The sequence below is a fragment of the Plastoroseomonas hellenica genome, from assembly GCF_018129085.1.
GTDB lineage: Bacteria > Pseudomonadota > Alphaproteobacteria > Acetobacterales > Acetobacteraceae > Plastoroseomonas > Plastoroseomonas hellenica.
Map to the genome: position 1 here is coordinate 26517 of NZ_JAAGBB010000029.1, position 12041 is coordinate 38557.

The window sequence follows — 12041 nt, forward strand, 5'->3', positions numbered from 1 at the left end:
CGTTCACCGATGTCATGCCGACCTCCGATCCCCGGACAAGCTGCGGAGATGGGGCTTCCTATGATGGAAAGGTCAAGGCCGGCCCGGTTCGGGCACGGCCTGACATGTTTTGTCGCATTGCCGGGCGCAAACCTCGCGGAGCGGCCGGGTTCAGACGCCGGGCGGGCGCGGTCCGACGACCGTCCGGCGCGATGGGGGCCACGGCGCCGCCCCCATCCGCCGTCGACGAGGCGCCCTCCAGCAAGGAGATGACCATGCACCAGCTATCCGCGGACATGCGTGCCTGCATCGAGGAATGCCTGCGCTGCCACAGCACCTGCCTCGGCACCGCCATGAACCACTGCCTGGAGCAGGGCGGACCGCATGTCGAGCCGCAGCATTTCCGGATCATGATCACCTGCGCCGAGATCTGCCAGACCTCGGCGAAGGTCATGCTGATCGGCACCCGGCATCACCAGCACACCTGTCGCGAATGCGCGGAGATCTGCGAGGAATGCGCGACGAGCTGCGCACGGCTCGGCGGCATGGAGGAATGCGTCCAGGCCTGCCGCCGCTGCGCCGAGAGCTGCCGTCGGATGGCCGCCTGAGCTCCGCGATCACCGGTGGAGCCCGGCATAGGTTCATCCGGGCCGGCGCATGACGAAGTATGTCCCAGGCTGCCATGCGCGTTGCGGGTGGCGGGCCGGGGCGGCAGGTTCCGGCCCGCAAGTGGAACCCGGGGCGGCTATGCCGCACCCAGGGTCGGAGGTGCTGGGATGACGACAGGCTTCACCATCAGGGCAGCGCTGCGGCGCCTTTCGCTCGCCGCGGCGCTGCTGGCGCTCGCGGCGCCGGCGCTGGCGCAGCGCTACGACCTGACGCTCGAGGAGCGCAGCGTCACCATCAACGGCACTGCCCGCCCTGCGGTCACGGTCAACGGGCAGTTCCCGGGCCCCCTGATCCGCCTGCGCGAGGGTGATGAGGCGGTGATCCGCGTGACCAACCGCATGAGTACGGCGAGCAGCATCCATTGGCACGGGCTGATCCTGCCGGCATTGATGGACGGCTCGCCCGGCTTCAGCCCGGGCTTCCTGCGCGGCATCGCGCCCGGCGAAACCTACGAATACCGCTTTCCCGTCGTGCAGTCCGGCACCTACTGGTACCACGCCCATAACCTCGATCATGAGCAGCGCGGCCTCTATGCGCCGATCGTCATCGACGGGCGCGAGCCGGAGCCCTTCCGCTATGACCGCGAGCATGTCGTGCAACTCTCCGAATGGACGGATGAGCGGCCGCTGCGGGTGCTCGAGAATCTGCGGCGCGACCCCGGCTACTACAACTGGAACCGGCGCACCCTTGTTGACCTGGCGCGGGAGCTGGGCGGCGCGCCGGATGCGCGTGCGCGGGCCGGCATCCTCCGCGACCGCATGGCGTGGGGCGACATGCGCATGGATCCCACCGACATCGCCGATGTCACCGGCGCGACCTATCGCTACCTGGTCAACGGCTTCCGGCCGGAAACCCCGGCGACGCTGCTGTTCCGGCCGGGTGAGCGCGTGCGGCTGCGGCTGATCAATTCCGGGGCGATGACCTATTTCGACGTCCGCATCCCCGGCCTGAAGATGACGGTCGTGCAGGCGGACGGGAACAACATCCGCCCGGTCGAGGTGGACGAGCTGCGCATCGCGGTCGCCGAGACCTACGACGTCATCGTCCAGCCGCGCGACGACCGGCAGTACCAGATCCTCGCGGAGACCATGGATCGCTCGGGCTGGTCCAGGGCGCGGCTGGCGACGCGGATGGACGCGCCCGTCGAAGCCTTGCCGCCGCACCGCCCGCGCCCGGTCCTGACCATGGCGGACATGCGCATGAACCCGGGCCCGACGGGCCTGGACCGGGGCACGCCGCTGCCCGAGCAGGACCAGCCCGGGCATGTGGCGCCGATGGGCGGCATGGACCATGGCGCCATGCCGGGGATGGACCACGCCGCCATGAGCCACGGCACGACGGATCACGCCGCGATGGGGCATGGCGGCATGACCGCGCCCGATCCGGTGGCGCAGGACACGGGCGCGCCCCCCGGCACCCGCGTGCTGTCCTACCGCGACCTGCGCCCGCTGCGCGCGGACCCGCAATGGCGCGCGCCCGACCGCATCATCGAAATGCGCCTGACCGGCAATATGGAGCGCTACATCTGGTCGATGAACGGCAATGAGTTCTGGCGCGCGCAGCCGATCGTCGCGCGCCTGGGCGAGCGCCTGCGCATCCGCTTCATCAACGAGACCATGATGAACCACCCCATGCACCTGCACGGCATGTGGATGGTGCCGGACCTCGGCAACGGCGCCCTCAACCCGCGCAAGCATGTGGTGAACATCCGGCCGGGCACGTCGCTCGACGTCGACGTCATCGTGGATGGAGAGGGTGACTGGGCCTTCCACTGTCACCTGCTCTATCACATGGAGAGCGGCATGATGCGGATCTTCCGGGTCATCCGCGACGGCGCTCCGGCGGCGTCTGCGGTCCCGCCCCGGCAGGGCGCCATGCCCGCCGCGCACAACCACTGACGGCGCGGAGATCAGTATGACCTGCGAACGCCTGACGCGCGCGGCGGCTGTCCTTGCCGCCGTCGTGCTCTCCGCCACCGCAGCGACAGCGCAATCGGGCGGCGGGCACGCGATGCATGCGGCACCCGCCGCGGTCGCTTCCACACAGGATGCCGCGGCGATGGTCGCCAGCGGCTCGGAAGCGCATCCCGTGCACGCGCCGATCTACTTCGGCGCCGTGCTGCTCGATCAGAACGAGATCCGCAGCACCGGCCGCGGCAACCTGGCCTATGCCTGGGAAGGCTCGGCATTCTACGGCACCAGCCATGACCGCGTCTGGGTCAACACGCGCGGCGAGACGAGCGCCGAGGGCGAGCGTCTGGAGCGGGCGGAGGTCGAGCTGCTCTATTCGCACCTGCTCGGCTATTACTGGGACATCCAGGCGGGCGTGCGGCACGATGTCCGCGTCGATCCGCGGGAAGGGACACCGGCGCGCAGCTACGGCGTCATCGGCCTGCAAGGGCTGGCGCCTGGCTTCTTCGAGGTCCAGCTCCATGGCTTCGTCAGCCAGGAGGGAATCTTCCTGGCCCGCGCCTCCGCTTCCTACGACCTGCTCATCACCAACCGGCTCGTGCTGCAGCCCGAGGTGGAGCTGAATGTCTCAAGCGGCTGGGATCGGGATGCCCTGATCGCGCCGGGCCTCTATCGCGTGGAGGCGGGCATCCGGTTGCGCTACGAGATCACCCGCGAATTCGCGCCCTATATAGGCTTTTCCTACGAGCGGTACACCGGCGGCGCCTCCGGCCTGGTCCGCAACCACGGCGAGAAGCCGGGACGGGCCGCGGTGGTCGCGGGCATCCGCCTCTTCTTCTGAACGGGACGACACGCCGATGCGGATGACGACTGCCCTTGCGCTGGCCGGCCTGCTCACCGCCTGCGCGGCGTCGACCGACGGGCTGCAACCTGCCGCGCCGCCCGCGCATGCGAGCGGCGAGGGCCTGGGCAGGCCGGCGGGCGCCGGCGCCGCGCCGGCACCAAGGCCGGCGTCAGGACATCACCAGCACTGAACCGGGTCAGGCGTGGTCAGGCGGCGCGGCCGTGCAGCGCGGGCGTGTCCTGGCACATCTGCACCTCGACCGTGACATGGACGAGGCCGAGCTCTGGCGGGATCAGCGCCTTGTAGTGCTCCGGCGGGCGCGGCGCATGGGTGACGATGCCAAGCGCCGCCGCATAGATGCCGGGCGCCACCGACCAGACATGCAGGTCATAGAGGCGGTTGTCAGCCACGCGCTCGACGGCTTCGCGCACCGCCCGCAGGATCGGCTCCGGTGCCTGGTGGTCGAGCAGGATGCGGCTGGTGTCGCGCAGCAGGCCCCAGGACCAGCGGGTCACCAGCGCGGCGCCGAGCAGCCCCATCAGCGGGTCAATCCACCAGGCGCCGAGGAGCAGGCCCGCCAGCAGGGCCGCGATCGCCAGCACCGAGGTCGCGGCATCGGCGAGGACGTGGAGATAGGCCGAGCGCAGGTTCAGGTCGTGCCTGTGGTGGTGGTCATCGTCGTGATAGTCGTGATCCGCATGGTCTTGATGGTGTGCATGCGCGTGGCCGTGATCATGCCCGTGGTCGTGGACGCCGAGGATGAGGACGGAGGCGAGATTGACGGCGAGGCCGGCCGTCGCGACCGCGATGGCCCAGCCGAAATTGATCGGGACCGGTGCCAGCAGCCGGTGGACGCTCTCCCAGACCATGGCCAGCGCGAAGGCGGCGAGCAGGACGGCGCCGGTGTAGCCGGCCAGCGCATTGACCTTGCCGGTGCCGAAGGCGAAGCGCGGGTCCGCGGCATGGCGCCGTGCATAGGCGTAGGCGATCGCGCTGATGCCGAGGGCGGCCGCATGCGATCCCATGTGCAGCCCATCGGCGAGCAGCGCCACGGAGCCGAAGGCGAGGCCGGCCGCGATCTCGACCACCATCATCGCCGCCGTGAGCAGGAGCACGATCAGCGTCCGGCGTTCACCCGCGTGAGGCCGGTCCTGTCCGAAGCTGTGACCGTGCTGCCAGGTGGCGGTGGAGTGCTGGTGCATGACGCCCTCTGCGCTGCGCAGGTGAGGGCGCAGGCTAGAGCAGATCGCCGAAGGGCGGAATCGCCCGGAGGCGTGAATCTGCTCATCAAAACAATGGGCAGGAGCATTTGAAGTGAGCCAAAGCGAACGGAAAATGCTCTAGGCGTGATCGGCTGACGCGGAATCACCGAAAACCGTGAATCACGCGATCATGCGCCAGCCGAGCATCCGCGATCAGTGCACCCGGTGCGCGATGCCTGCGGGCGAGGTCGAGACCATCTCGGCCGCGGCATAGAGCACGAGAACGGCCACGACGGCTTCGGCCGCGATCGAGCGGGCCAGCCTGGCCCCGGCGCCGGGCAGGCGTGCGGCCAGCGCCGGCGTGAGACGGAAGCGGTGCCAGGCGGCGAAACCCAGCAGCGCTGCGACGAGCATCATCTTGGCGAGAAGGGCCCGGCCATACCAGGAGCCGAGGATCTGCCCGGCATCGCCGAGGATCCACCAGGCGAGCCCGAGGCCCGCCGCGGCCAGCACCGGCACCGCCAGGGTCGCGATCCTGGCCCAGCCCTCGACGAGGCTTGCCGCCTGCGGGCCTTCGCGGCGCGCCGCCCAGGCCAGCGGCGGCAGGCTGCCGATCCAGAAGGCGGCGACCATCAGGTGGATCAGCAGCAGGGCCGCGAATAGCGGCCGCGGGGCGAGGGATGTCGTGTGCCCGAGCAGCGCGTAGCTGGCGCAGGTGAGCACGCCGCCGGCCGCCGCCAGGGGCGCCCATCGCCCGCCGAAGGCGAGTGCCGCCACGAGCAGCAGGCCGGCGGCGCCGACGCCGTAGGATGCCCCGGCCGGCGACAGCAGCAGGATGCCCCATGCTGCCGCGTCCAGGAGTGTCTCGCCGCCCATCAGCATGCCGACCTGGGCAGCCAGCCCGCCAAGGCCCGCTGCGATGCCCAGCAAGGCGGCGCCTGCCGCCCAGCGGCGCAGGCGCGCGGTATCTTCCGCGACCATGCGGTGTCCGAACAGCAGTGCGAAGAAAGCGAGGCCGGCGCCGCCGAGGCTGCCGGTATGATACGTCGCGCGCAGCGCCACGGCGGCGGCCTCGTAGCCGAGCTCGCCACCGCGGAGCAGGACCAGGATCACCGGCCGGCGCGCTCGACCCGGAAGCTCAGCGTGCCGCCGCCGACATGGCCGTCGGGGGATGCGCCGCGCCATTCGACGCGATAGGCACCGGGCGGCAGCGCTTCCTGCACGGTCGCGCGGATTTCGGTGGCAGCAGCACCCGGCGCGCCTTCCCGTACCAGGCGCTGCTCGCGGCCGCGCTCATCCAGCAGCCGCAGCGTCATCACCCGCACGGGTGCCGCGAACAGCAGGGCGATGGCGGGGGGCGAGCCCCGCAGCACCGCGCCATCCGCGGGTTCCGTGTGATGGAGCTCGGAATGCGCGTGCGCCGGACCCGCGGCGGCCGGGCCGAAGCCGATGGCGACAGCGGCCGCGAGGGCGCGTCGCCGGGGAAGCGAGGCAATCATGGTGGACTCCGATTCTCCAGGCGGGGCCGCGCCGGACGGTGCGGCCGGATCATGGCTGCGCCCACGCCCGACACGGAACCGTCCGGGCCGCGTCAGCAATCATTCGACATGGGAACGGGCATGGCGGCATGGCCGCCCGCCGATGCGCGGCCGATCACGATCCCCGATGGATGGGACCATCGCGCAGCGCCGCCGCGCTGCGCGATGTTCAGTGCCTGTGCTGGCCTGCACCGGCTGCGGCGCCCGACTGCGGCGCCATCTGGTCGCAATGCGCCATCATCGTCCGCATGTCGGGGCTCATCGTCGCACCCGATTGCGTCTGCTGACGCATCTCCGCGCAATGCGCCATCATCTGCTGCATGCTCATGCCGGCCATGGTGTGGCCCTGCATGCCGCCGGCCTGCTGGGCCGGTGGGGCGCCCGATGGCTGCGCACAGGCCGCAAGGGCAAGACCCAGCGCAAGCGTGAGGCCGGTGTGGCGCAGCGTCCTGGTGTCGATCATCCGGCGTGTCTCCTGCAGTGTCGCGCCCGTCGAGGCGGGCCGGACGCAGGGTAGACCGGAAGACCCAGCGTGCCTCGGCTTCAGGCACTGCTTCCGTATGACAAAGTATGAACGCCGCAATCAGGCGACGCGCCGATTCACGCGGCCAGGAGCAGGGCCGGTGCGTCCACGAGGCTGGCGAACAATGCGCCGTAAGGCGCGAGCGATGCGGATGTCCCATCTATCTCGGGGGCGTCGGCGCAGCCGGGCAGGATCGTCGCCTCGCCGACGCGCGCGAGATCGATGCGCGCGGATGCGCCCGAGAGATTGAAGATGCAGACCACGTGGTTCCCTTCCCACATGCGCACGAAGCCGATCAGCGGCTCAGGCAGATCGAGCTGGCGCAGCGTCCCGTGGATGAGGGCGGGATGCGCCTTCCGGAACGCGATCATCGCGCGCGTGAAGCGCAGCACGCTGTCCGGATCGCTCTCCTGGACATCGACGGAACGGTGGACATGCTCGGGGCGGATCGGCAGCCAGGGCGTGGGGCCGGCGGTGAAGCCGGCATTCGGGGCCGTGGCCATCCAGGGCATCGGCGTGCGGCTGCCGTCACGCCCCTTGAAGTCCGGCCAATAGGCCAGGCCGAAGGGATCACGAATCTCTTCTTCCGTCAGCGCGACATCGGGCAGGCCGAGCTCCTCGCCCTGATAGACGCAGGCGGTGCCGCGCAGCGACAGCAGCAGCGCGATCAGCAGCTTGGTGTGCCGGTCATCGGGCACGCCGCCCGGCGACCAGCGGGTCGCGGCGCGTGCGACGTCGTGGTTGCTGAAGCTGAAGCAGGCCCAGCCTTGCTCGCCGGCTTCGCTCAGGCGGCCGAGCAGGGTGCGCACCGTCGGCCAATCGAAACCGTCGCGGAGCGGCGACAGCGTATAGGCCATGTGCAGATGCGCATCACCGTGGGTGTAGTCCATCACGCGGCGATAGGCACCGATCTGGCTCGACACCTCGCCCAGCGTGACGGCGCCGTAGCGGTCGGCCAGTGCGCGGATGCGCGCCAGGATACCGAAGGTGTCCGGATGCATCATGTCGTGCAGGTGTTCCTGCATGCCGAAGAGCTTGGCGGGCGCCCGGCCCTTGGGGCTCGCGGGGTTCGGGCGCAGTGCCGGGTCGTGGGCGAGGAAGTCCACGGCGTCCAGCCGGAAGCCGTCCACGCCGCGCTGCAGCCAGAACTCGCCGACCGCGAGCAGGGCATCGAGCGCCGCGGGGTTCGCGAGGTTGAGGGCGGGCTGGCTGACCAGGAAATGGTGCAGGTAATATTGCCGCCGGCGGACATCGTATGCCCAGGCGGGACCGCCGAAGACGCTCAGCCAGTTGTTGGGCGGCGTGCCGTCCGGGCGCGGATCGGCCCAGACATAGAAATCGGACTTGTCGCCGTCGCGGCGCGCGCGGCTTTCCTGGAACCAGGCATGGCGGCTCGAGGTGTGGCCGCCGACCAGGTCGATCAGCACCTTGATGCCGCGCGCATGGGCAGCGGCGAGGAAGGCGTCGAAATCCGCCATGGTCCCGAATTGCGGATCGACCGTGACGTGATCGGAGACGTCGTAGCCGAAATCATCCTGCGGCGAGCTATAAAAGGGGCAGAGCCAGACCGCATCGGCGCCGAGGGCAGCCACGTGATCGAGGCGCGCGATGGCACCGCGCAGATCCCCCACACCGTCGCCGTCGCTGTCGAGAAAACTGCGCGGGTAGATCTGATAGATGACCGCGCCGCGCCACCAGTCTTCGTCCTGCGTCACCATGCCCCCAAATCGACCCGGCTGGTCCGGGCTCGTCGTCGCTGGACGGCGATTACCGCCGGGAAGGTTAAATAATCAAGGTTTCGTGACAGATCGAAGGCAGTGCCGCCGTATTTTCTTCTTTATGTGGCGCCGGAACTATCGCGCGGCGGTAGTATTTTCATGCCGCCTATCGCCCTGTGGCTTCGGGTGGTGGTGCTTGCGTCACCTTGTCAGGCACTGTCTGGACTGGGCGGCCTTGGAAAGAAGCCCTGCGCCCGCAACTCGTTGGCCGCGATATCCACCGCCGCCAGGAGCGCCGCATCCGTCAGGCGGCTGCCCAGGCCGACCACGGCGAGCGCGCCGAGGAAGGCGCCGTCCCCCTCGAATACCGGCACCGATACCGATGCAAGCTCGGGCGTGCGCTCCGCGCGCGTGATCGCATAGCCGCGGGCCAGCACCGCGGCGGCAAGTGGGGTGGACCCGCCGGTATGGGCGAGCAGGACGTGGACCGAGGAACCCCCTTCGGCCAGTGGGACATGGTCCCCGACCTCAACATGGTGGCGCAGCTCGCGGCGCGCGTTGACCCGGAACAGGCAGACCCGGTCGCCGCCATTGCGGGTGTAGAAGGCGGCGCTCTCCCTGGTCTGCTGCATGACGCGCTGGAGCACCGCCGGCATGCGCGTGCTGAGGTCCGAGGTCGCGCGGTAGAGCGCGCCCAGCCGCAGCGGCGTCGGCCCGGGCGCGTAGCGGCCATCCTCTTCGCGCTGGACATAGCCGTGGCGGGCGAGGGTGCCGAGCAGCCGCAGCAAGGTCGCCTTGTCGAGGCTGGTCGCCTGGGCGAAGTCCCGAAGATGCAGCCGGAGCCGGCTCTCGGAGAAGCAGCCGAGGACGGCGAAAGCGCGGTCCAGCACGCCAGCCGGCGGCCGCCTTTCCAGCACGTCAGGGGATGCCTCCAAGGGGTTCCTCCTGCTCGATCATCGGGCGCTGGACATGCCAGCGGCCCCTCGCCTAGGCTCGTTCGTACAATGAAAAGCATTTCAGTGAATGAAATGCAAGCCCAGGGGAGTGGCGCATGACCTCGATGGCCATGCCAGGGACGACGTCCGGGCCGATGAGCGTTTCCGTCTTCGACATGCAGGCGCTCCAGCATCTCTGGAGCAGCGAGGAGCTGCGCCGCATCTTCTCGGAAACCAACCGCATCCAGAAATGGCTCGACATCGAGGCTGCCCTCGCCGCCGCGCAGGCGCGCCTCGGCATCATCCCCGAGGAAGCGGCGCGTGGCATCGCCGGCCAGGCACGGGCAGAGCGGATCGATCTGGCGAAACTCGGGGCCGAGACGCGGCGCATCAAGCATTCCCTGGTGCCGACGCTCCGGCAGTTCCAGGCGCTCTGCCCCGGCGAGACCGGCCAGTGGCTGCATTACGGCGCGACCACGCAGGACATCCTCGACACCGGCATGGTTCTGCAGATCCGGGACGCGCATGCGGCCTTCCTGCGCGATATCAGCGCGATCGGCCGCGAGCTCGCGCGCCTCGCGGAAGCGCATCGCGGCACGGTCATGGCGGGGCGCACCCATGCAGTGCAGGCGCTGCCGATCACCTTCGGCCATAAATGCGCGATCTGGCTCGATGAAGTCGAGCGTCACCACATCCGGCTCAAGGAAATCGAGCCGCGCATCTTCGTCGGCCTGCTGGTCGGCGCGGTCGGCACCCAGGCTTCCTACGGGCCGGAGGCGCGCGCGGTTGAGCGGCTGACCTTGGAAGGCCTCGGCCTCGCGGTGCCCGACATCAGCTGGGCGCCGGCGCGGGACCGCTTCGCCGAGTATGCGAACCTCCTCGCGCTCATCGGCGGCACGCTCGGCAAGATCGGCAACGAGCTGCTCAACTTGCAGCGCAACGAGATCGCCGAGGTCGAGGAAGGCTTCAACGAAGGCAAGCTCGGTTCCTCGACCATGCCGCACAAGCGCAACCCGGTGCTGGCCGAGAACATCGCCTGCCTGTCGCGCGCGCTCCGCTACAGCGCGACGCTGATGACCGAGGCGATGGTGGCCGAGCATGAGCGCGACGGCATCGCCTGGAAGACCGAATGGAAGGCGATGCCGGAATGCTGCCTGATCGCCGGCGCCATGCTGTCCCAGACGGCGGACCTGCTCCGCGCCCTCCGCGTCGATGCCGATGCCATGCGGCGCAACCTCGACGTCATGCGCGGCTATGTGCTGTCCGAGCGGGTTATGCTCGCGCTCGGCACCAAGGTCGGCAAGCAGAACGCCCATGAATGGGTCTACGAAGCGTCGATGCACGGCATCGAGAACCGGCTGGATTTCGCCGACGCGATGCGCCGCCATCCCCGGATCGCCGCAGTGCTCGAGGAGGAGGAGATCCGGAGCCTCACCGAGCCGGCGGGCTATCTCGGCCAGATTAGCGCGAGCATCGACCGCGTGCTGGCGCGGGTGCGCGAGAGCGGCTGGCTGAACGACTAGACATCGACGCCGGGGAGAGAGCGACGGCGGAGCACCATGGAGCTGAACGGCCCTGAACTAAGCGGGGCGCGCTGGGAAAAAATCGGGGAGCCACGCAATGTCCAAACCGCCATCCTGTAGCCCACCTTTGCCGGGACGCGTTGCCATTGGGCGGCGCCTGGCCAGCGCGGCGCTGGCGCTGGCGCTGGCCCTGGCCACTGCGACGATCGCCGGGGCTTCGGCGCAGCCGGTCAGCTTCGCCAGCCGCCCGGTCACGCTGATCGTGCCTTTCCCGCCCGGCGGCGGCGTCGATACCGTCGCCCGCGCGCTCGCGGAACGCCTCTCGGCGACCCTCGGCACCACCGTGCTGGTGGACAACAAGCCGGGCGCCTCCACCCTGCTCGCCGCGGCCCATGTGGCGCGTGCCACGCCTGACGGCCATACGCTGTTCATTGGCACGCCATCGCTTTCGATCAATGCGGCGCTGCAACCGAACCAGCAGCCGGGCGATCCGCGCCGGGTCCTGACGCCGGTCGTACGGCTGGCGCGACAACCCTATGTGCTGGTCGCCGGGCCGGCGCTCGCCTCGGTGCAGGATGTGGGTGGGCTGATCGCCTGGGCACAGGCCCGGCCGGGCGAGCTGAACCTCGCCAATTCCGGCAGCCTGACGGCGCCACGCATGGCGGCCGAGCTGCTCGCCGACCGCGCCGCGATCCGGATCGTCACCGTGCCCTATCGCGGCGGCGCGCAAGCCGCGCTCGATGTCACCGGCGGCCGCGTGCATGGCAGTTTCGCGCAGGTGATCGAAGCCCTGCCGATGCTGCGCAACGGCGCCCGGGCGCTCGCCGTCAGCTCGCGCGAGCGTTCGCCCATCCTGCCCGAAGTGCCCTCGGTCGCCGAGACTTTCCCCGGCTTCGACGTCTCGAGCTGGAGCGGCCTCTTCGCGCCCGCCCTCACGCCGGAGCCGGTGCTGGACCGGCTGAACGCCGTGGTCAACGAAGCGCTGGCCGACGAGACGCTGCGGGCGCGCTTCCGCGAGGAAGGCATCGAATTCGTCGGCGGTACGCGCCAGGAGCTCGGCGAACTACTCGATCGCGAGATCCGCGGCTGGGAGGAGCTGCAGCGCCGGGCCAGGCTGCAGCTCGACTAGGGAGGGATATTCGTGACCACCACCACCGGCCGAGACGGTCATCGCGGCCGCGCGTCACCTGCTCGGTGACT

Annotated in this window: 11 protein-coding genes; 5 read left to right on the top strand and 6 right to left on the bottom strand. The window is 69.8% G+C overall.

The window, feature by feature from the left end; genetic code table 11:
- Positions 1-254: 254 nt before the first annotated feature.
- The 3 genes from GXW71_RS21985 to GXW71_RS21995 all read left to right on the top strand — a co-directional run bounded on the left by GXW71_RS21985 (position 255) and on the right by GXW71_RS21995 (position 3399).
- Positions 255-587, top strand: coding sequence for a four-helix bundle copper-binding protein (locus GXW71_RS21985; protein WP_211854831.1), 333 nt, complete (start codon positions 255-257; stop codon positions 585-587).
- A 168-nt stretch (positions 588-755) separates the two neighbouring features.
- Positions 756-2546, top strand: a complete 1791-nt coding sequence (locus GXW71_RS21990) for a copper resistance system multicopper oxidase (protein WP_211854832.1) — start codon at positions 756-758, stop codon at positions 2544-2546.
- Between the two features lie 16 nt (positions 2547-2562).
- Entirely contained in the window at positions 2563-3399 is an 837-nt protein-coding gene (locus GXW71_RS21995) for a copper resistance protein B (protein WP_211854833.1), read from the top strand.
- A 209-nt stretch (positions 3400-3608) separates the two neighbouring features.
- On the opposite strand, the gene dmeF is transcribed toward GXW71_RS21995, so the two are convergent.
- The 6 genes from dmeF to GXW71_RS22025 form a co-directional block, all read right to left on the bottom strand.
- Positions 3609-4604, bottom strand: a complete 996-nt coding sequence (gene dmeF, locus GXW71_RS22000; RefSeq protein WP_211854834.1) for a CDF family Co(II)/Ni(II) efflux transporter DmeF — start codon at positions 4602-4604, stop codon at positions 3609-3611.
- A 213-nt stretch (positions 4605-4817) separates the two neighbouring features.
- Entirely contained in the window at positions 4818-5717 is a 900-nt protein-coding gene (locus GXW71_RS22005) for a copper resistance D family protein (protein WP_367617347.1), read from the bottom strand.
- Positions 5714-6103, bottom strand: a complete 390-nt coding sequence (locus GXW71_RS22010; protein WP_211854836.1) for a copper resistance CopC family protein — start codon at positions 6101-6103, stop codon at positions 5714-5716. Before GXW71_RS22010 ends, GXW71_RS22005 begins: the two co-directional genes overlap by 4 nt.
- Positions 6104-6311: 208 nt before the next feature.
- Positions 6312-6605, bottom strand: a complete 294-nt coding sequence (locus GXW71_RS22015; RefSeq protein ID WP_211854837.1) for a hypothetical protein — start codon at positions 6603-6605, stop codon at positions 6312-6314.
- A gap of 137 nt (positions 6606-6742) precedes the next feature.
- Positions 6743-8383 carry an alpha-glucosidase gene (locus tag GXW71_RS22020; RefSeq protein ID WP_211854838.1) on the bottom strand — a complete coding sequence of 547 codons (1641 nt, stop codon included), beginning with the start codon at positions 8381-8383 and terminating at the stop codon, positions 6743-6745.
- A gap of 209 nt (positions 8384-8592) precedes the next feature.
- Positions 8593-9318, bottom strand: a complete 726-nt coding sequence (locus tag GXW71_RS22025; RefSeq protein ID WP_211854839.1) for an IclR family transcriptional regulator — start codon at positions 9316-9318, stop codon at positions 8593-8595.
- 155 nt (positions 9319-9473) lie between these two features.
- Between GXW71_RS22025 and purB the strand changes: the two genes are divergently transcribed.
- Both purB and GXW71_RS22035 read left to right on the top strand, forming a co-directional pair.
- Positions 9474-10841: an adenylosuccinate lyase gene (purB, locus tag GXW71_RS22030; RefSeq protein WP_211854840.1), complete on the top strand. Its 1368-nt coding sequence runs from the start codon at positions 9474-9476 to the stop codon at positions 10839-10841.
- A 97-nt stretch (positions 10842-10938) separates the two neighbouring features.
- On the top strand, positions 10939-11970 hold the full coding sequence (locus GXW71_RS22035) for a tripartite tricarboxylate transporter substrate-binding protein (protein ID WP_211854841.1): 1032 nt from the start codon (positions 10939-10941) through the stop codon (positions 11968-11970).
- Positions 11971-12041 lie beyond the last annotated feature (71 nt).